Source organism: Nibrella viscosa, from assembly GCF_039541875.1.
In the GTDB taxonomy this organism is placed as follows: Bacteria; Bacteroidota; Bacteroidia; order Cytophagales; family Spirosomataceae; genus Nibrella; species Nibrella viscosa.
In genome coordinates, this window is record NZ_BAABHB010000002.1 from 159,936 (window position 1) to 181,514 (window position 21,579).

At 54.5% G+C, this 21,579-nt stretch carries 14 protein-coding genes; 10 read left to right on the forward strand and 4 right to left on the reverse strand.

Annotated features, from left to right (window positions below; all coding sequences use genetic code 11):
* Positions 1 to 4 precede the first annotated feature (4 nt).
* The 3 genes from ABD931_RS05345 to ABD931_RS05355 are packed head-to-tail and all read right to left on the reverse strand — an operon-like array spanning position 5 to position 3,631.
* A complete protein-coding gene (locus ABD931_RS05345; RefSeq protein ID WP_345264707.1) occupies positions 5 to 1,456 on the reverse strand; it encodes a sulfatase in 1,452 nt (483 codons plus the stop codon).
* A 26-nt stretch (positions 1,457 to 1,482) separates the two neighbouring features.
* Entirely contained in the window at positions 1,483 to 2,334 is an 852-nt protein-coding gene (locus tag ABD931_RS05350; protein WP_345264709.1) for a sugar phosphate isomerase/epimerase family protein, read from the reverse strand.
* A 34-nt stretch (positions 2,335 to 2,368) separates the two neighbouring features.
* Positions 2,369 to 3,631, reverse strand: a complete 1,263-nt coding sequence (locus ABD931_RS05355; protein WP_345264711.1) for an SGNH/GDSL hydrolase family protein — start codon at positions 3,629 to 3,631, stop codon at positions 2,369 to 2,371.
* Between the two features lie 179 nt (positions 3,632 to 3,810).
* Here ABD931_RS05355 and ABD931_RS05360 point away from each other — a divergent pair, with 179 nt between their 5' ends.
* From ABD931_RS05360 to ABD931_RS05395, 8 genes are all read left to right on the forward strand, one after another.
* Positions 3,811 to 4,932, forward strand: coding sequence for a mannonate dehydratase (locus ABD931_RS05360; protein ID WP_345264714.1), 1,122 nt, complete (start codon positions 3,811 to 3,813; stop codon positions 4,930 to 4,932).
* A 104-nt stretch (positions 4,933 to 5,036) separates the two neighbouring features.
* Positions 5,037 to 6,596, forward strand: a complete 1,560-nt coding sequence (locus ABD931_RS05365; RefSeq protein WP_345264716.1) for a sensor histidine kinase — start codon at positions 5,037 to 5,039, stop codon at positions 6,594 to 6,596.
* Between the two features lie 62 nt (positions 6,597 to 6,658).
* Positions 6,659 to 7,501 carry an MBL fold metallo-hydrolase gene (locus ABD931_RS05370; RefSeq protein ID WP_345264718.1) on the forward strand — a complete coding sequence of 281 codons (843 nt, stop codon included), beginning with the start codon at positions 6,659 to 6,661 and terminating at the stop codon, positions 7,499 to 7,501.
* Between the two features lie 116 nt (positions 7,502 to 7,617).
* Positions 7,618 to 8,382: a patatin-like phospholipase family protein gene (locus ABD931_RS05375; protein WP_345264720.1), complete on the forward strand. Its 765-nt coding sequence runs from the start codon at positions 7,618 to 7,620 to the stop codon at positions 8,380 to 8,382.
* Positions 8,383 to 8,755: 373 nt separating this feature from the next.
* Positions 8,756 to 12,019 (forward strand): SusC/RagA family TonB-linked outer membrane protein, encoded by a 3,264-nt coding sequence (locus ABD931_RS05380; protein WP_345265967.1) that lies wholly within the window; start codon positions 8,756 to 8,758, stop codon positions 12,017 to 12,019.
* Between the two features lie 65 nt (positions 12,020 to 12,084).
* The gene (locus tag ABD931_RS05385; RefSeq protein WP_345264722.1) at positions 12,085 to 13,776 is read left to right on the forward strand and encodes a SusD/RagB family nutrient-binding outer membrane lipoprotein; all 1,692 of its coding nucleotides are present in this window, start codon (positions 12,085 to 12,087) and stop codon (positions 13,774 to 13,776) included.
* Between the two features lie 65 nt (positions 13,777 to 13,841).
* A complete protein-coding gene (locus ABD931_RS05390) occupies positions 13,842 to 14,522 on the forward strand; it encodes a hypothetical protein (RefSeq protein WP_345264724.1) in 681 nt (226 codons plus the stop codon).
* 134 nt (positions 14,523 to 14,656) lie between these two features.
* A complete protein-coding gene (locus ABD931_RS05395) occupies positions 14,657 to 15,922 on the forward strand; it encodes a monooxygenase (RefSeq protein WP_345264726.1) in 1,266 nt (421 codons plus the stop codon).
* 24 nt (positions 15,923 to 15,946) lie between these two features.
* Here ABD931_RS05395 and ABD931_RS05400 read toward each other — a convergent pair whose 3' ends face one another.
* Positions 15,947 to 16,513 carry a redoxin domain-containing protein gene (locus ABD931_RS05400; protein WP_345265968.1) on the reverse strand — a complete coding sequence of 189 codons (567 nt, stop codon included), beginning with the start codon at positions 16,511 to 16,513 and terminating at the stop codon, positions 15,947 to 15,949.
* 141 nt (positions 16,514 to 16,654) lie between these two features.
* Here ABD931_RS05400 and ABD931_RS05405 point away from each other — a divergent pair, with 141 nt between their 5' ends.
* Positions 16,655 to 19,816, forward strand: coding sequence for a SusC/RagA family TonB-linked outer membrane protein (locus ABD931_RS05405; RefSeq protein WP_345264728.1), 3,162 nt, complete (start codon positions 16,655 to 16,657; stop codon positions 19,814 to 19,816).
* 74 nt (positions 19,817 to 19,890) lie between these two features.
* Positions 19,891 to 21,489: a RagB/SusD family nutrient uptake outer membrane protein gene (locus ABD931_RS05410; protein WP_345264730.1), complete on the forward strand. Its 1,599-nt coding sequence runs from the start codon at positions 19,891 to 19,893 to the stop codon at positions 21,487 to 21,489.
* Positions 21,490 to 21,579 lie beyond the last annotated feature (90 nt).

Below are 21,579 nucleotides of genomic sequence, written 5' to 3' on the forward strand. Positions count from 1 at the left end.
AGCTTCACTTCCGGCTGATTTGTGGCTTCAACAGCGAAGGGTTCAGTTTATACAGTTCCTGCCTGAGTTCGCCTTTTTTTGCCTTGTAATCCGGATTGTTGGCCAGATTGGTGTATTCCCTGGGGTCGGTCTGGTGGTCGTAGAGTTCCTCCAGACCCTGCCCGTTTTGCCAGACAGTGTAGCGGTAGCGTTCAGTGCGGAGGCTGTACCCCATGGTGCCGCCTTTGCGGTTGATCTGCGTGATGGCGGGGTGGTTCCAGGTGGCCTGCGGGTTGCGCAGCAAGGGCAGCAGGCTCCGGCCCATCAGGTGACCGGGCGCGGGCAAGCCGCACCAGTCGACCAGCGTGGGGTAGACGTCCAGCAGCTCTACGATACGCGGACTCGCTTTCCCGTTCCCCCGCTCGCCGGGGGCGGCTATGAGCAGCGGCATTCGGGCCGATTCTTCAAACAGGCTGTTTTTCTCCCACTGATCGTGTTCACTGAGCAGGTAACCGTGGTCGCTCCAGAAGGCAATGATCGTATTGCTGGCTTCGCCGGATTTTTCCAGAGCGTCGAGTACGCGGCCCAGTTGAGCATCCATGAAGGTGATGCTGGCGTAGTAGGCCTGTAGAATTTTTCGTTTGGTGGAGTCGGGAAACGACCAGTTAAAACCCGGCATGTAGGCGTCCTGGGGTACATCGCTCATGTCGGGGTCACGGGGCGGCAACGGAATCTTGTCGGGCGGGTAGAGGTCGAAATACTTTTTAGGCGCGATATACGGGCAGTGGGGCCGGAAGAAACCGACCGCCAGAAAAAACGGCCGGTCGGGCTCCTGCCGGGCCTGCGCCAGCAGCTTCACGGCTTCGGTAGCCACCATGCCGTCGGTCTGTTCCTCGTCGGTGCCGTCGGCGGCCAGCCAGGCGAGGGCAGAGCCCAGTCCGATGTTGGGTGTCAGGTTGATCAGCAGATGTTCTTCGGCTTTGTCCCGGCCTTTCGGGTTGCGCACTGTATGCCAAGACAAGGTATCGTCCAGACCGCTGGTGCCAATGCCACCCGGCACCGAATAGTGATAGATCTTACCAACCCGGGCGGTGAAATAGCCGTGCTGTTTAAACAACTGCGGCAGGGTGACTACGTTGGGCACTGTTTCCCGAAAATGCTTTTGCAAATCATAGATCTTCACCGAATCCGGCCGCAGACCCGTCAGCATCGAACTCCGGCTGGGGCTGCACCAGGGAAACTGGCAGTAAGCCTGATTAAAGCGCACACCCCGTTTGGCCAGCCGATCGAGGTTGGGCGTTCTGACCAGCGGATGGCCGTAGCTGCCGATGTGGTTGTTGAGGTCATCGGACGCAATCAGCAGCACATTCGGCCGGCGTTTGACGGGGGCATGCTGCCGTTGCGCCTGTGCGAAAACCGGCAGCATGGATAACGTCCAGCCAATGAGTAACAGGAGCGGGGTTCGGAGAGCGTGCATAGGCTACTGTCGTGAAGAACCTGCTTTTACAGACTTTTCAGGTAAGCGATGCTCAGCGGTACCTGCTGTTCCACGATTGGACTTTCATCCTCAATGTAATAGTACTTAATGGCTGTCTTTTGAGCGGCTTTCAGAATGGCCGGCAGGTTGAGCTGGCCGGTGCCCAGCGTGACATCGTTCTCTGGTGGCGTAGAGCCGGAGAAATCGCCTTTAATGCCTTTTTTCAGGTCTTTCACGTGCATCAGCTTAAAGCGTTTCGGATATTTTTTCAACAGCGTTTCGGGGTCGTGGCCGGGGTGGAATACCCAGAGTATATCCATCTCGTAGCTCACATCGTCGGGATTGGTATTCTGTACGATGTAGTCGAAGAGGGTGCCGTTCTGGTAAGGCTGGAACTCAAAGCCGTGGTTGTGATACACGAACGTCAGGCCGTTTGCTTTCAGCTTCCGGCCAAACTGGTTAAAATCATCGACGGTCCGCTTCGCATCCTCCAGCGTAAAGGTTCCTTTATACGGTACGCCCGACAACCGTACAAACTCAGCGCCTAAGGTTTTGGCATCTCGAATAACGGAGTCCATGTTGTCTTTCAACGCATTGTATCGGACGCCGTAACTGGAGCAACGCATACCCCGCTCATCGAGATACTTCCGCATCTCGGCGGCCGTCTTACCGAACAGGCTCGACATTTCCATGTTGGTAATACCCAGCGCTTTTATTTTATCCAGCGTGCCGGGCACATCTTTGGCAAAACTGGCCCGCATGGTGTACGAGACCATACCCGGCGTTTCTTTCAGCAGTTTGCCGAAACGGTTTGACTGTGCAAAGGTGGTCACTGCCAGCACACAAAGCAGCAGCGACAAACAGATGTTCTTTTTCATGATGTTTTGTAATCCTCAGAGGTAATCCAGTTAACTAATCAACCAATTCGCCAATCAACAACACCTGACTGGCGTAGCCGGCATTTTCGGCATACCGGCGCGGGTCATTGATGGTGCTGCCCCGCTTTTGCAGAATGGCTGCTTTGTCGAGGGGTTCATTAGATAAAGTCAATTCAACGGTATGTATACCGTCCGGGAGTTCAGGCAGCAGAAAATAATTGGACCGGTAGTAGGTGCAGTATTCATCGAAGCGGGGGTAGATTCGGGCGGGCTGCCCATCAATGTTAACCTCGTACTGTCCGCAGCCGGGGCCCATGACATCGTACAGGCCCAGTTGGGTGCCTTTGAACCGGATTATCAGTTTCGCGCCCGGCCGGCCGGCTTTCACCAGGTATGCAAACCGGTTTTGCAACTGCCGGGCAACGGTATCGGTAGTTGGGGTAATTTCCTGCCATTCGATGCTGCGGGGGACCTCCCGGATGGACGCCATGGCGGCTCGTTCCCAGTTCCCGGCAGTTAGCGGTTTGGCCAGCCGGTGGGTATGTGGACGGCTCTGGGTCTGTAGCAACTGCATGGCGCGGGCAAAAGCTTCGGCGTAGAGCCGGTGGCCGGTAGCCGGGTAGGGGTGTACATTATCGGTTGAGAAGACCAGCTTGTTCGGGTATTCTTCGGGTTTGCCCCGGTAAACCAGACTGCCGTTCTGTGCCAGTTTCACTACCTCCAGTCCCATATGGATAGACGGAATGCCATAATACTCGGCTACTTTCTCCATAGCGGTGGCCGATACCGGCAGTTTACCTTGTTCCAGCACCGGAGCCATAGCGCCCGTTAGCGTGTACACAAAGGCAATATCGGTGCGGGGAAACTGCCGCCAGATCTGCCGGACAATGCCTTCCAGGGTCCGATGAATCAACGCCGGCTGTTTGCCGTTGTCGTTGACGGCAAACTCGACCAGCACCAGGTCGGGCGCGTGTGCCAGCACATGTTGCCGCAGCCGGAACGCGCCCAGATCAGAGCCGGTCCCGCCGATGGCGGCATTGATGTGCGTGATGACCGATTTCGGGTAGGCTGCCTGCAACCCTTTCAGCGATTGCTCCCGCCAGCCGTTACCGGCCTCGGTGATGCTGCCGCCGAAGTAGGCTATCGTTACCGGTCGACCACTTTTGAGCTTCTGAAAGAAATTAGGCAATCCGGAACGGACGGTGCACTCCCGCGCCGGTGCCAGCGAGTCGGGCTGGGCGTAGAGACGCGGGAAATAGGCGAGAGTCAACAAGAATAAGGTCAACAGTGGACGCATAATCCGGTAGGGGGTGTATAATAACGCTCCTGTTTTAGAAAGTCAGGATTATGGCTAACTTACCACTGTTCGTCCGCAATTGTGTCGACTACGCTGCTCGTCTGCGTCTGTGACGCCAGATGGGCGAGGTCCGCGTCACAGACGCGGACGGGCGCCAAATAATCCCAATCCTTGACCCTATGGAAACGTCACGAAGAAAATTTATCAGAACCTCAGCTTCATTGGCCGCTCTCTCGGTCAGTGGCCTTGCTGAGGCAAATAGCTCGCTCGCCAATGCCTCTCCGGCAACTGTCACATCGGCCGTCAGAGATGCCGGGATGCAACTCTGCGAAGCGTATTTCAGCGGGATGAACGAGCAGAAAATAGCCCTGACCAAACAGATGGATGTGCTGGGAGCCGTCGGCGGCATCAGCCCCGGCATGGCAGGCCTGAAAGATGTGAAGCCCTGGGAGTATCAGGCGGTAGCTGCCATAAAAGAAGCCTGGGAGAAAGTAGGCCTTAAACTCCGGGTGATTGAAGGACCACCCGCGCTGGGTGAGAAAACCAAACTGGGGCTGGCCGGCCGGGATGAGGAGATCGCCAACTTCATTACCCTGATGCACAACCTGGCGAAGGTGGGCATTGATACGATCTGCTATAACTGGATGCCGGTGATCGGCTGGTTTCGGACGCAGAACGATCGGCCCGGTCGGGGAGGGGCGCTGGTGACGGCTTTTGATTACGAAGCGGCCAAAGGTTTACCGCTGACGCAGTACGGCGAAGTCTCCAAAGAGACCCTGTGGACGAACCTGGCGTATTTTCTGAAAGCGGTGGTGCCGGAAGCGGAAAAAGCGGGCATTAAGCTGGCTATGCACCCCGACGATCCGCAGGTCGACAGCCTCCGGGGTATTGCCCGCATCATGAACACCGTCGACTCGTTTAAGCGCTTGCTGGACATCTACCCCAGCCCCAATAACGGCATTACCATGTGCCAGGGAAATTTTGCGCTGATGGGGCAGGATATTCCAAAGCTGATTCAGTACTTCGGGAAGCGCAAGGCCATTCATTTTGTCCACTTCCGCAATGTGCGGGGCGGGAAGTTCAGTTTTGAGGAGACCTTCCACGACGAAGGAATCATTGATATGTACCAGGCCATGAGAGCGTATTACGATACGGGCTTCACCGGTCCAATACGCCCCGACCACGTGCCAACCATGTACGGCGACAGTAACCAAAATCCAGGCTACAGCACGATCGGCACGTTGTACGCCCTGGGGTATATGCGTGGACTGATGGAGGCTGTGAGTAAGCGCCGGACATAAAGGCACATAGGACCAATTTTGTGAGTCAGGCTTAACAGCGTTTTGCCTAATTGCTTATCTTGCTACGGTAATCCAGTTACAAAAGCGTAGGCATTTACCGTACAGTGATCTCTTTTTCCTTTGATCTTTCTGACAATCAATTGTCGTTTGGCCTGATGCGCTGGGAGCCGGTGCCGGGTGCGGAGCCGCACGACTTTCGGTGTGTTGAGGCTACGCCAGTGGCCGGACATCTGTTAGGCATACCCATAGAAAGTTTGCCGGACCAGCGGCTCCGTAGCCTGCTCCCCGATGCGGCTGATACGCTGGCTCAGGACTGGCAGCGGGTATGGCACAGAAACGGTACCAGCCGGCTGGATCTGTTTTATCATCACCCGCACGAGACTACCGGGCACTGGCTGGAACTTACCGCTGCCCGAACGGATACCTGCCTGCTCGTCACGCTTCACGACATTACCGACCGGATTGCCGGTCTTCACACGCTCCAGGACAAACTCAATACCACGATTCAACAGCAGCAGCAGCAACATGCCTATCAGCAGGCTCTGCTCGATGGAGCCATCAACGGTATCGTTTCGCACAACGCCATCCGGAATACCGACGGGAAGATTGTCGATTTTGGCTTTCTGTCGCTCAACAAAGCAGCCGAAACGCTGATCGGACGAACTATCAGCGACCTGGCGGGGCATACGATGATGGAACTGTTTCCCGGCAACAAGGAATTGGGACTGTACGATATGTATGTGCAGGTTGTCGAAACCGGTGTTCCTGACCGCACGGAGGTGTACTATAAGGGCGACGGGCTGGATTTCTGGATTGCCGTGTCGGCCGTAAAGCAGGGTGATGGCTTCGTGGTAACGTTTGTGGACATAACCGAAGCCCGCCAGACCCGGCAGAAGCTCGAATTTATGGTGCAGCAACTCCGGCGCTCCAACGACTACCTCCAGCAGTTTGCGTATGTAGCCTCGCATGACCTCCAGGAACCCCTCCGGAAAATTCATGCCTTTGGCGATGTCCTGCAGAAGCAATTTGGGTCGGTACTTGGCGAAGCCGGCAATGACCTTATTGGCCGGATGCAAAAGGCTAGTGGACGCATGCAAACCCTGGTCAAAGATCTGCTGGCGTATTCCCGGCTGAATACCCAGCCCAAATCGGCAGCAGCCGTTGATCTGAACCTGCTGTTTGCGGAGATCCTGAACGATCTCGAACTAATCATCCAGGAAAAGCAGGCCCGTATTCAGGTGGCTCCGCTGCCGTTGGTGGGCGGAAGCCTGACCCAGTTGACGCAGTTGTTTGTCAATTTGCTCAGCAATGCTCTTAAATTTCATAAACCAGATCAGCCTCCGCAGGTAATCATCAGCGGGACAGTTGTTTCGGGGCGTGACCTACCCGATCTAAAGGCGCTGAATGCCCACCAGCAGTACGTCTGTGTGGAGGTAAGTGATGACGGTATCGGTTTTGATCAGCGGCATAGCGAACGTATTTTTCAGATGTTTCAGCGGCTGCATGGCGTCACTAAATACACAGGTACCGGCGTAGGGCTGGCCCTCTGCAAGCGCATTGTCGAAAATCATGGCGGCTGGATAACTGTCCGGAGTCAACCTGACCAGGGAACCACTTTTACGGTATATTTGCCCGTCGAGATAAATGACGAACTGCTTTTCTGAGGCTCGTCCGCCGGCCTGCCGGACGAGCGGGAATTTCTTATTTTCTTAAACTCAACTCCTCTGTGCAACTACAAACTATTGATACCGGATTATTCAAATTAGACGGCGGTGCCATGTTCGGCGTGGTGCCCAAACCGCTCTGGAATAAGCTCAACCCGGCCGACGAGCAGAACCGCTGCACCTGGGCTATGCGCTGCCTGCTGGTTGAAGCCGGCAAGCGCCTGATGCTGGTCGATACAGGCATCGGCGACAAGCAGGACGAAAAGTTTTTCGGCCATTACGACCTCCACGGCGACGCCAGCCTGCTGGGCTCTATCCGGAAAGCCGGCTACTCCGAAGCCGATATTACCGACGTATTGCTGACGCACCTGCACTTTGATCATGTGGGCGGGGCCGTTCGCTACGATGCTACGCGCACCCGCCTGGAGCCGGTCTTCCCGAAGGCTACCTACTGGACCCACAGCCAGCACTGGAACTGGGCCGTAATGCCCAACCCCCGCGAGAAAGCCTCGTTTCTGAAGGAAAACATCCTGCCCCTGCACGATAGCGGCCAACTGAACTACGTCGATCAGGGCGGCTTTTCGTTTCCGGGCGCCGATCTCCTGTTCGTCAACGGCCATACGGAGAAGATGACGCTGCCCAAGTTCCGTATCGGCAATCGGACGGTTGTGTTTATGGCAGACCTGATTCCATCGTCGGCGCACCTTCCGATGCCCTACATTATGAGTTACGACATCCGGCCGCTGGAAACGATGGAAGAAAAAAACTGGGTACTGGAGCGGGCCGTGGAAGAAAACTGGATTCTGGTGTTTGAGCATGACCCGGTTGTCGAAGCCGCTACGGTGATGCCGACCGAAAAAGGAATCCGGATCAGGGAAAAAGGGCGACTGGCTGACCTGCTCTAGCTGAATCCAATGTGCTTACCGGCATCCCTATAACTTATCCACTCATTAATTCGTTTTAGAGGCAGTAACTTGGTACAGGCCAAAAGGCTGGAGAACGCTTATTTTGAAAGGGAGTTATGAAAGTTGGATTAGTGTTGTCGGGCGGAGGAGCCCGTGGAATTGCGCATCTGGGCGTAATTAAAGCGTTGCAGGAGCAGGGTATTCAGATTGACCGTATTTCGGGGACCAGCGCCGGAGCCATTGCTGGTGCTTTGTTCGCCAACGGCTATTCGCCGGATGAGATCCTGAAAATTGTGGAAACCTCTTCGTTTTTCCGGCACCTGCGGCCGGCCTGGAGCCGGATGGGACTGCTCCGGATGGATACCGCTATCGAATTGTACAAAAAGTACCTGCCCCACGATTCTTTTGAGGGTTTAAAAATTCCGTTGCACGTGGCCGCCGTCGACCTCAATGAAGGCGATCTGGAAATCTTTGATCAGGGCGAACTGATTCGGCCCGTACTGGCTTCGTGCTGCCTGCCCGGTTTTTTTGAGCCATTTTACATGAACAAACGGCAGTATGTAGATGGAGGAGTATTGAATAACCTGCCGGTCGAAGCACTGGAGAACAAGGTTGATTTTATCATCGGCTCCCACTGCAACCCCTTTCAGCTGCGGAAGCCGATAACGTCGATGCGGGGCGTTATCGAGCGGAGTCTGATATTGGGCATTCAGAGCAAAACAAAAGATCGTTTTGCCAAATGCAATGTGCTGATCGAACCACCTGAACTTGCCAATTTTGATGTGTTCGATGTGCGCCGGGCCAGAGAGATCTTCCGGATTGGGTATCAGTATACGCGGAAACTGGAGGTGCGCCTGACCGGAGCCGTGGCGGAAGTGTAAGCAGGCAGTAATCATTTTGGGGCTGCGGCTTTTGTAGGGGTTTGTATAATAAAAGATTAGTCCTATTAAACCCTTCTATTACGCTAGAGGAAAGCAACTATTCTGCTTTGGCTGTCGCTGTTTCTTGGAAAAGTTTAAAATTTGAAGTCACCTTTAGTTACTAATTTGTGGATTTGCGGATAAATAACTAGTAGTTTATAGGGGTTAATTAGAATTAAAAATGGGTTAAAACGCAAACGGCAGAATAATCATTGGCTGATTAAAAAATGTACCAATTTTTTGTATAGTTTTTTCTTCTGTTTATGTTTGTGGTAAGAAATTAGTTTTCTTAACCTAAAACTAAACGTAAATGAGGAAAAATCTACTGTTGAGCATGCTCTTGCTGTGCTCAATCTGGGCGACTGCATGGGCCCAAGAGCGCAAAGTTACCGGCAGGGTAACACTGGCTGAGGACGGAAGCGCAATGCCAGGTGTGTCTGTGGTCATTAAAGGGACTACGAAAGGAGCCAATACCGACGCCAGCGGTAATTACTCTATTGACGTACCGGCCAACGGCGGCAAACTGGTGTACAGTTTTGTGGGGATGGCCTCACAGGAAGTAGAAATTGGTAACCGCTCGGTTATTGATGTGAAGCTGGCGGCCGACACCCGGCAGCTCTCCGAAGTTGTGGTGACGGCTGTAGGTATTCAGCGCGACCGGAAGGCACTGGCCTATGCCATCACGAACGTTAAAGGTGATCTGCTCCAGCAACGGTCCGAGCCCGACCCCCTGCGGGCCTTAGCCGGTAAAGTAGCCGGGGTTAATATTATTGCCGGTGGTGGGGCACCGGGTCAGGCAACCAAGATCAACATCCGGGGGAACAACTCCTTTACCGGTAATAACCAGCCGCTGTTTGTCGTAGATGGTATTCCGTTCGACAACTCCTCCAACAGCGCCGGTTCTAACTTCAACAACAACAGTGTTATCTCCAACCGGGCTTACGACATCGACCCCAACAACATTGAGTCGATGACCGTGTTGAAAGGGGCGGCTGCTTCTGCTCTCTACGGTTCACGGGCGGCCAACGGTGTAATTGTGATCACGACCAAATCCGGTAGTAAATCGGCCAAGAAAGGGCTGGAAGTAACCTACAATGGGTCTTACTCTACCGAAAAAATCTCAACCATCCCGGACTATCAGAATACCTATACTCAGGGTTCAAACCAGACTTATAATGGTGGTTTCATCGGAAACTGGGGTACCGTATTCCCGTCGGAAGTGGATCGTGTAAACGCAGCGCTGGGTTTCAACCGATACACCAAAAACATCGTAGACGGCTATCCGGAAGGTACTGTTCCTCATCCGATTGTTGGCGTACCATATACCGAAGCGCGGTATAAATCAGTATTCCCGCAGTTTCTGGACGCAAATGGAAAGGCTATTCCGGAGCCGCTGGTTCCCTACGACATCATCGGTGGCTTCTTCAAGGAGGGTAAGGTGATCGAAAACGGGGTTAACATCAGCTCAACCGGCGATAAGACCTCGATCAACGCCGGTGTGTCGCGGATGCGCAACGACGGTATCATTCCGAACTCCAATACCCAGCGGACCTCCCTGAACTTTGGCGGTAACGCCACCCTGGCCAATGGCCTGGGTATTTCAGGTAATGTGAACTACGTAAATACCACGCAGCAGAGCCCACAGTCAGGTGCTTCTTACTTTACCGATTACAGCTCCGGCTCCAGCGGGTCTATTTTTGACCGTCTTTTCTATCTGCCGCGTAACTACAACCTGCCAGGGTATCCCTTCGAAAACCCTGTTGATGGTTCCAACGTCTTTTACCGGGCGCTGGACAACCCGCTCTGGATTGCGAAGTACAACCTGTACACCTCCAATGTAAACCGGGTGTTCGGTAATATGGCGCTGACCTACGATGTAACGCCCTGGCTGAACCTGGTGGCGCGTGGCGGGGTAAACACCTACAGCGAAACCCGCCGGAACAGTGTTCGCCCCGGTGGTACTACCTTTCCGCTGGGTAATGCCTCCCGCACGGAACTGTCGAAAACCGAAACGGACCTGACCTTCCTGGCAACAGCATCGAAAGATTTCGGGGAGCGCTTCGCCACGAAACTAATGGTGGGCTTTAACGCTAACGAGCGGAAATATACGCAAGCCAACCTGTTCGGCGATCAGATCATCGACCCGAACGTAACGACCGTGGGTGCCACCCTGAGCCAGAACGCGGGCGAATACAATGAGAAGCGCCGGCTGTACGGTATCTTCGGCGAATTGACCCTGTCGTACAACAACTACGCCTTCATCACTGCCAGCATTCGGAACGACCACTCGTCGACGCTGCCGAAAGCGAACAACAGCTACTACTATCCGGCCGTATCGGGCTCGTTCGTCTTCACGGATGCGATCAACATACCGAAGAATATCCTGAACTCCGGTAAGATCCGGGCCAACTACGCTACCGTTGGCCGTGATGCCGATCCGTACTCGGTATTTACGGCTTATAACCTGGGTCGTACCTTTGTAAACGCTACGGCGTTCTCAATTGCTACGCTGCCGTCGACACTAAACAATGCGAACCTGAAGCCGGAGTTTACCACCGAAACAGAGATCGGTACAGAACTGCAGTTCTTTAACAACCGGATCAATCTGGATCTGGCCTGGTTCAACCGTCAGTCGACCAACCTCATTGTGCCGCGCCGGATTCCAGCGTCAACGGGTTTCTTTAATGAAATTACCAACGCCGGTCGTATCGACAACAAAGGGATTGAAGTAGGCTTGACCATTATTCCGATCCGGTTACCGAACGGCTTCGAGTGGTCATCAACGGCTGCCTTTACCCGCCTGCGCTCTAATGTAGTTGATGCCGGCCCGTCCAATGAAATCTTCCTGGGCGGTACGGGTCTGTCGTCGCTGGGTACAATGCACCGGGTGGGTAACCCCTACGGTATGATCTTCGGAACCGTCAATGCCCGCGACGATCAGGGTAAGCTGCTGATTAACCCGAACTCAGGCTTACCGTTTACCCTGCCGCAGTCGCAACTGCTGGGGAACCCGGCCCCGGACTTTACCCTCGGCTGGACCAATACATTCTCGTGGAAAGGCTTTGCGCTGTCGGCCCTGATGGATTACCGGCAGGGAGGCAAGATCTTCTCGGCTACGGCGGCCTCGCTGCTGCTGCGCGGTCAGTTAAAGAACTCGGAAGACCGCGAAGCCATGCGGGTGATCCCAGGTGTGTACGGTGATCCGGCTACCTATAAGCCGATCCTGGGTGATGATGGCAAGCCGGTACGGAACACCATTCCGATGAGTGCCTTCCAGTACCACTTCTCCAACGGATTTGGTGCCTACGGTGCCGACGAAACCAACGTATACGACGCTACCGTGATTCGTTTGCGGGAAATAACACTAGGGTACAACGTGCCCAGATCTTTTCTGCAAAAGTACCTGAAAGTGTTTGGCTCCCTGCGGGCATCGGCTTCTGGCCGGAACTTGTGGTTCAAAGCACCCAACATGCTGCCGGGTCTGAACTTCGACCCCGAAGTGCTGGCCAGCTACCCGGACCTCAACATTCAGGGTTTCGATCTGGGCGCTGCTCCGTCTACGCGTCGTTTTGGTCTGAACCTGACCGCTTCGTTCTAATCCAGAGCCCATCTATTTAACTGATATTTCCAATGAGTAAGAAACATACAATTTCAATAAAAAGAATGCTGATAGCCGGATGCGTCCTGCTGGTGAGTTCCTGCCAGATGACAGACCTGGATATCAATACTGATCCAAACCGTCCGGCGCAGGCTTCGTTGCGGCTATTGGTACCCACGGCCGAGCTGGCAGCTGTAAACTCGGCGGTGGGCATTATTAATAATGCTTCCGGTTTTGCCGGTATGATGAGCAGTGCCGATAGTTATGACCTCAGCAATAACTCGTATAACGGTACCTGGAACGCGTTCTACCGCGATATGCAGAACGTAGAAGAACTGCTGAAGGCTACAGAAGACGGCAAAAACCCGGTATACCGGGGTATTGCCCTGACATTAAAGGCCTATGCCGTGGGCAATATGGTGGATATGTTTGGGGACATTCCGTACTCCCAGGCCTGGAAAGGAAACAATCCGGCCGTAGATAAGTCGGTACCGTTCGACAAAGACGCCACAATCTACGAAGACCTGCTGAAACTATGCGATCAGGCGGTGGCCGAGTTTGCCAAGCCGCAGGCCGTAGCCGTGTCAGGTGACTTCATCGGCAGTGGTAGTGCCGTTACCTGGACACGACTGGCGAGAACCGTCAAGCTTCGGCTGCTGCTGAATTCGCGTAAAGGCCGTACCAACGGCAATGCCGAACTGAAAGCGGCTTTCGATGCGGGTGGGTATATTACTACCGCAGCGCAGGATTTTATTTACCGCTATTCAACCCAGATCTCTCCGCAGGATGATCGCCATCCCTGGTTCCGTGGTCCGTATACCGGTACAGGTGACCCGACCTATATCAACCATCAGCTGATGGGCGAGATGCTGCTGAATAAAGACCCGCGTCTGCCGTTCTACTTCTACCGGCAGGCAACCCGCACGCTCGATCCGAACAGCCCGACCGACCGGGGTACGATCCCGTTCGGCGGAACGTATCTGCCCTTGCGGGCCTCGTTCCTGTCGGAGTATAAGAAAGCGTATTACGATGACAAGCAGGACCCAACGGCCGCCGACATTCTGTATCTTTCCGGCTTTTTTGGTCGTGACCGCGCTGATAATACGGGAGCTCCGGCCGATGGCGCACTGCGGACTGCTCCCGGCGCTTATCCGGCAGGTGGTTTTTACTCCGGCCGCGAAATTGCTGCCCGGGCGCTAACCGGTAACAACGCCGGTGGAGCTGGTATCTGGCCTCTGATTACAAGCTGGAACGTAAAGTTCTACCAGGTAGAAGCGATTCTGGACGGAACCGGCGTATCGGGCGACGCAAAAGCCTTGTTTGAAGCAGCCATGCGCGAGCAGATTGCCCTGGTGGTCAGCACGGCGCAACGGGTAGATACCCGGTCGGTACCGCCGACGGCAGCCGCCATTACCGATTACGTAAACGCCTGGCTGAAACTGTACGATGCTGCCCCCACTAATCAGGCTAAGCTGAACGTCGTAGCCAAGCAAATCTGGTTCTGTAGCTGGGGACAAGGGCAGGAGGCCTGGAATCTGATGCGTCGCACGGGCTATCCGGTACAGGGTCCATTCCGTACTCTCTCCGTCGGTATTCAGGCTCCGCTGCTGAAGCCGCCCCGTCAGTACGCCCTGCGTCTGCCATATCCGTCGCAGGAGGGTAACCTGAACCCGAACGCTGCGAAATATGTCTCCGATATTATCTTTGACCGTGATCCGGTGTTCTGGGACAAAACAAAAATTAAGTGGGAATTTTAAGTAAGCAATTTCGTTCCGGCCGGCAACCGGTCAGGAAGCCGGCCGGACAAACCAAGATAACTTGTATGAAAAAAATAGTAACCTCCATTGTTTTCTTCGGGCTGGTAGCGCTGTTTGGCTGCCGTGATGAATCCCTTAATCCATTACCGGGTTGGGAGCCGGGCGTTCACGGATTTGGTGTGTTTGCCGATGTTGCCGAGCCTAAAGACGGTGCCGGCTCTAAGCCTCATATTGCCGATAACGCCAGGAATTTTACCAAGACCGATCAGGATAAGGATGCCGCTAAAGTAAACTTTAAAGTTCGCTGGGTATCGCTGGATAATAAATTGACGGTCAATAAAATTGAGATTGTCGTTGACATGATCGAAAGCTACACGGATACAGATGGTAATCCCAAAACAAATAACGTGGGCGGTGGCGGAAAAGTAATAAAGACCATTACCCCGGCAGCCGGTAACCGGCAGTGGAATACCTTTAGTATCAGTCCGCAGGAAGTTTACAATGCGTACAAAGATGCTACGTTCAAATACGATAAGGTCAATGCGGTGCCGGTGTTCAATAACCCGAAAAACCCGCGTCTGGCCGGAGCATGGTTTAATACTACCGACAGGTTTGTGATGGTGTGGCGGTTGTACACGACCGATGGACTGGTCTTCAAAACCTTTAACTCCGACAGTATCTGCGGTGATCCGACGCCGTATTCACAGGCATCGGCCAACTGTCAGTTGGTCTGGACAGTTCGGTAAGCTGGTATATTTTTGTTGTTGCCATAGCGGATTCTCCGGAGTCCGCTATTTCTTTGTGGGGGTGAGGAGGAGGAAGGGAGTAAGGAGGAAAGGAGTAAGGGATGAAAGGAGATAGCCAAAAGGGGTTTAAGATAGTGACGCTTATTCGAATAAGCCAGAAGATCGGCTTATGGGTGTTTGCGGCTTCAGCCTTTGCTCAGCAGCCGGTTACGTATCAACAGCATGTTCGGCCCATCATCCTGAAGAACTGCGCCACACCCTGCCACCACCCCGACGGGGTGGGTCCGTTCAGTCTGCTGTCGTACCAGGACGTGGCCAAACGGGCGAAATTTATTGCAAAGGTGACGCAGATCCGCTACATGCCACCGTTTCCCGCCGACCGCACCTTTCAGCACTACGCCAACGAGCGGAGCTTATCGGAGCAGGAGATCGACCTGATTCAACGATGGTATGCTGCCGGAGCGCCGGAAGGTGCTGCGCAGGGCGCAGGAGGCAGGGTGCAGGAGAGTAAGGAAAAAAGTCAGGAGATCTGGGAGGAGGGGCGGAAGCCGGATCTGGTGCTGAAGATGAGCCGCGCGTACGATATCAAAGGCGATGCGCGGGAAGACTTTCGCTACTTTCACGTGCCGATGAACCTGAAGCAGGATGTGTACGTAGAAGCCATCGAATTTATTCCCGGCAACCGCAAACTGCTCCACCATAGCCGCCTGATGGTCGATTCGACCGGTACGATGGCCGGCATTGACGGTATGGCGGAGGACGATCCGAACCTGCGCCGGTTTCAGCAGACGCCCCTGGCCGATGCCTTTCTGTACGGCTGGGTGCCGGGCAATGACCGGGTAACGTTCCCCGCCGGCACTGCTAAACGAATCAGGGCGGGCAGCGACCTGATTCTGAACATCCATTACGCCCCGGCGGCTAAACCCGAAACCGACCAGTCGGAAGTACGGCTGTATTTTGCGCGTAAACCCGTGCAGCGCATGGTACAAACGCTGACGCTTACCGAAAACAATATTTCCAATCAGCCATTCCTGCTCCCCGCCAATACCAGACCTGAGTTTTTCATGAGCTATGGCCCCCTGCCGGAGCCTGTTAAGCTGATTTCGGTACTGCCGCACATGCATATGCTGGGCCGTACGTTCAAAGCCTTCGCCATCACCCCCGACGGCGAAGCTATCAACCTTATCAAAATTGACAACTGGGATTATAAATGGCAGATGACCTACCAGTTCAGCCAGTTGATCACCGTTCCCAAAGGCTCCGTCATTCTGGCCCAGGCCACCTACGACAACACCGCCGGCAACGACCTTAATCCTAACCGCCCCCCCAGAGATGTCGGCTACGGCTGGAACTCCACCGACGAAATGATGAACCTGGTGCTATACTATGTGAATGAGTGAACGAGTGGGCCAGCATTCGCTCGTTCACTCGTTCACTCGTTCGCTTATGAGGCAGCCTACGGCTTTGGTGCTGGCGGTAAGAATGGGCTGGCCGGTCAGAACGGCGTCGAGGGCTTCCTGAAGGTAATGGCGGGTGGGCTCCCGGCGGTACTTGCCGAGGTCGACAAACCAGTCGTCGATAGCTCCCTGATACATTACAATTCCTGCCTGATTTACTACGACCGCTTCGGGAGTGACGTGCGCTTTGTACTGCTTGACCAGATAGTGCCGGGGGTCGGGCCGGCCGGTGAACGGGAGGTTGTAGACCTGGTGGAAACGCCTGATCGTTTTCGGGTTATCGGTGGGGGAGGGGTATATGCTAAGGAACTGAATACCGGCCGGCGCGTAGCGCTTATGCAAGGCGGCCAGCCGGCGGGTGTACTTCTGTGAGATGGGACATTCGGTATCCAGAAAAACAATTACGGTAGCTGGGGAGTTACCTCTGATATAGACACCATTTTTACCTGAATCAAACTTCTTACAAAAATGAAAAACACTACTCAACGAACCAAAAGACTGACCGCTCCCCAGCAAAAAAAGCACGACGAGCACTTTCGTCAAGTGACGACCGCTAGAGGTTGTAAGTAAGCGCTGCATAGATAATCAATTCTTCTTGTTAATACCTGGTACCGGTTGCATCTAGCCGGGCCCGTTTGCTGTTTATTAATAGTTTATTTAATCTAACAAAATGTTATGAGGAAACGCTTTTTACTAAGCATTATTTCTCTCATGGTGCTGGTGGGTGGTGCGGTAGCCCAACCCTTACGTGTAACCGGGAGAGTGACATCGCAGGAAGACGGTACCGGATTGCCGGGCGTGAGTGTAGTTGTGAAAGGAACCCAGCGGGGTACAACGACGGATGCGAATGGTACATACACCATCGAAGCGGATAATAATGCTACTCTGAGCTTTAGTTTTATCGGCTATACGTCACGGGACATACCAGTCAATAACCGGACCGCCGTTGATGTCGTTCTGTCGTCCGATACCCGGCAACTAAGCGAAGTCGTGGTAATCGGTTATGGTACCGCGCAGCGTACCCGTGTGACATCCTCCATATCCTCCATCGGTGGGCAGGCAATCGCTAATCTGGCCACACCCAGCTTCGATCAGCAACTCGCCGGGCGGGCTGCTGGGGTGCAGGTGACCATTCCGTCGGGTATTATTGGCCAGCCGCCCATTATCCGCATCCGGGGTACCAACTCCATTACGTCGGGTACGCAGCCGCTGATCGTGGTGGATGGCGTGCCTATTATTACGGGTAACCAGAGCGGGGTCACCTCCACAAACCCACTGGGTGATATTAACCCGCAGGATATTGAATCATACGAAATTCTGAAAGACGGCGCGGCAACGGCCATCTACGGCTCGCGGGCCGCCAACGGGGTGATCCTGATTACCACCAAGCGCGGCCGAAAAGGAGCCGGCGTTAAAGTGAACCTCGACATCCAGGGCGGTTTTACCCGGCCTATCTCCCGCTTTGACCTGCTGAATGCCCAGGAGTTTGTCAACATCGCTAATGAGAAGTTCACCAATGCCGGTCTGCAACCACAGGCGCGGCTCGACTCGGCCAACACCAATACCGACTGGCAGGAGCAGATCTTCCGGACGGGCTTATCGCAGAACTACAACCTGAGCGTAACGGGCGGTAGCGAACGCACCAACTATTACTATTCGCTGGGGTACAACAACATTACGGGTGCCATCCGGCCGAATGCGCAGAATCGCTACTCGTTCCTGACCAATATTGACCATACCGTTAACCGCTTTCTGACAGTGGGAGCGAAGGTACAGGTGGCCCGGACGCAGAACACTGGTCTGAATACCGGCTCCAACGCCCTGTCGGGCAACATTGCCAATGCCGCCCGTTTGTTTCCGAACGTACCCATATACAGAGCCAGCCACCCGACCGGCTACAATATTTCGCCGGACGGGGCTGTACTGGGCAACGGGGCTAACCTGCGGAACATCGATAACAACTACACCAACATCGCCTTTGTGCTGGATAACAACATCTTCCAGGCCGCTACCAACCGGGCACTGGCCAACGGGTATCTGCAGCTTAACTTCACCGACTGGCTGAACTTCCGGACGCAGATCGGAGCCGACCTGACCAGCCTGCGCGACTTCCTGTCGTACGACCCGCGGCATGGCGATGGCCGGGGCTCCAACGGAGTAGTTAGCCGAACCTCGCGGGAACTGACCCGCTGGAACTGGCAGAACCTGCTGAACTTCGACCGGGATTTTGGTCCGCACAACTTCAACGTAACTCTGGGGGTCGAGTACCAGAAAACGACGGTCTCGTCGTTTTCGTCGGGCGGTCAGAACTTCTCCGATCGATTCTTCCAGCAGAATGGTCTGGTTACGGGTACTTACGCTACCCAGACCTCCAGCGGTTCGTTTACGCCGACCGGCTTCGATTCGTACTTCGGTCGGGTTCTGTACAGCTTCCGCGACAAATACCTGCTCAGCTTCAGCGCCCGTAACGACGGTATTTCGTCGCTGCCGGTGACTAACCGGCGCGGTACCTTCCTGGGTGGTTCGGTGGGTTACCGGCTCGGTCAGGAAGAGTTCTACCGGAATTCCGGGGTAGCGCAGGTGATGAACGACGCCAAGATTCGGGCGAGCTATGCCGAGGTAGGGAACGTAGACATTGGCGCGTTCCCGTATGCCGGTTTGTTCTCGTCGGCGCAGTATGCTACGCAGAACGGTATCGGATATGGGCAGGCCGGTAACCCGGATCTGCGCTGGGAAGCCAGTAAAAAAATCGGGGTTGGTCTGGACCTGTCGTTCCTCAACAACCGCATTACCGGTACCTTCGACTTCTTCCGCAACAACATCGACGGCATTATTCTGGCGGCTCCCACGGCACCATCGCTGGGTATACCGGGTAACTCCATCAGCCGGAACGTCGGCCGGATGTACAACCAGGGCTTTGAGTTTGGGGTGAATATCAATGCCATTAACCAGGAAGGGTTCCGCTGGGATGTCAATGCCAATTTCACGACCATCAAAAACCGGATTGTGGAGCTGAACAAAAATCCGCAGGGAGTAGACCAGGATATTACCTTCACCTACACCATCAACCGGGTGGGGCAGCCGATCAGTTCCCTCTACGGCTACGAGTCGGCGGGCGTCAACCCCGGCAACGGCAACCCGCTGTTCCGGAAAGGCGACGGCCGGCTGGTGCAGCGGGACGTCAATACGGGTGGTTACTCCTTCTACGACCCGGCCAACCCGACTGTCACCACCAATACGCAGGGCGCAGCCTTAAGTTCGGTGGATATAGCCAACGGTGGTGACCGCCGGATCTTAGGCAATACGCAGCCTACATACTTTGGCGGTCTGACCAACTCGTTTAGCTGGAAAGGGCTGGACCTGGAAATTTTTGTCCGTTTCTCGGGCGGCAATAAGATCATGAACGTAACCCGGCAGGAAACACTGCTGAACCAGGACTTTAACAACAACGGTCGCGAAATCCTGAATCGCTGGCGGGCCGATAATACCAATACGGAGGTGCCGCGCCTGTATATCAACCGGGGCAATATTATCAACTTCAATGGGCAGACTATTAGCCGCTTTGTGGAGCCGGGCGATTTTGTGCGTATCCAGAACATCATTTTGGGCTATACGCTGCCGAAGACGTTGTTTAACCCGGGCGCTTCGTTCCCCATCAGCAGCATCCGGTTGTTTGCGCAGGTGCAGAACGCCTTCACGTTTACAAAGTACACCGGCCTTGATCCTGAGCTGAATTTTCAGCAGGGTGGAGATACAAACTTCAACCAGTTTGGCGTTGATTACAACTCGAACCCGCAGATCCGGTTCATCAACTTCGGCGTAAACGTAGGCTTTTAAAATCGTTTGAGGTTTGACGTTTAATGTTCAAGGTTAAAACGTCAAACCTCAAACCTCAAACCTTAAACGACTTTATGAATACATATAAACTGAGTACCATAGCCTTACTAGCGGGCTTGCTCACGGTAACGTCCTGTGATGTAAATAATCTGGAGCCGCAGAACTCCCTGTCGGAGACAACGGCCTTTCAGACCCCTGAGCGTATTGAACTGGCGGTGGCCGGGGTGTACGATGCGGCTCAGTCCGGGTTTTATGCGGGAGGAGCGGTACGCGGTTATCCGTTTGGAGCCGCGCACCTGGAGCAGGGCGATATGCGGGGTGAGGATATGATCAGTACGCAGGCGTTCTACGCCATTACGTACCAGAATACCTACGATGCCACCACGCCCAACAACGGGTTTTTCTGGCAAACTATTTACGCGATGATCAACCGCGCCAACGTCGTGATTCAGGGTTTGCAATCCGTACAGCCCACCGCGCAATTAACGCAGGCACAAATCAACGCATACATTGGGGAGTGTCGGTTTTTGCGGGCCATGGGCCACCATTTTCTGGTGGTTTATTTTGCCCGGCCATACGGCGACAATCCGACGACCAACCTGGGTGTGCCGTACCGAACCACACCGGTCACGGGCGGTTCAACTGTGGATCAGGCCGTGCAGCAGCCGCGCAATACGGTAGCCGAAGTGTACACGCAGATACTGGCTGACCTGGACTATGCCGAGCAAAACCTGCCGGTAACGCGTACTAACCGCATTACCCGCGCTACCCGCGGGGCCGCTATTGCCTTTAAATCACGGGTGCGGCTGCACCAGAATAACTGGGCTGAGGTAATAAAGGAGGCTGATAAGCTGGTTTCGCAGACCGCTCCGTTTACCAGTCCGATCGGTGGGTATCAGTTAACTGCCTCTCCGTACGGACCCTTCGGTCCCAATAACAAGAGCAATACGGAGGTGATCTTCGCCATTGAGAACAATGATGTCGACAATGCGGGGGTCAATGGGGCACCCGGAACCATGTACACGGCCGCTTCGCTGAACGGACGCGCTATTATTGCCATTAGCCCACTGCTGTGGAACCAGCCGTTCTTCCCGGCCAACGACATCCGGAAGTCGGATCTGATGGTAGCGAAAGACCCGGTTACCTCGCCGGGCCGGGGCGCTTATTTCAGCCGGAAGTATTCTGACCCGACCACCCGGACCGACAATGCGCCGATTATCCGGTATGCCGAGGTGCTGCTGAACCTGGCCGAAGCCCTGGCACGCACCTCTACGGGCGTCAACGAGCGGGCCGTTGCCTTGCTGAGTGCCGTCCGGAACCGGGCTGTGCCCGATGCTGCCAACCGGTATACAGCGGCCAGTTTTGCCTCCGGCACAGAGCTGGTAAGGGCCATTATCAATGAGCGCCGGATTGAGTTTCTGGCCGAGGGAATGCGTTGGCTGGATATTCACCGGCTGGCTCCTGATGCGGTATACAGGCAGGCACCCGGTATACCCGCGAAAGTAAGCAATGGTATTTCCGATTTTGGACCACTGTACACCAACAACCCGAATACAACATTTACCACGCAACCGGGTATTCCGTATAGCGATTACCGGTTTATCTGGCCAATTCCGATTGAAGAAATTGTAAATAACCCAACACTGGCCACTCAGCAGAATCCTGGTTATTAAATTTTTATAAAAAAACCAGAAGCCCAGGCAACGTTTTTGCCTGGGCTTTGTCTTTACAGAGCGTCCTATTTTAGCCTTGTTTTCCAGCGT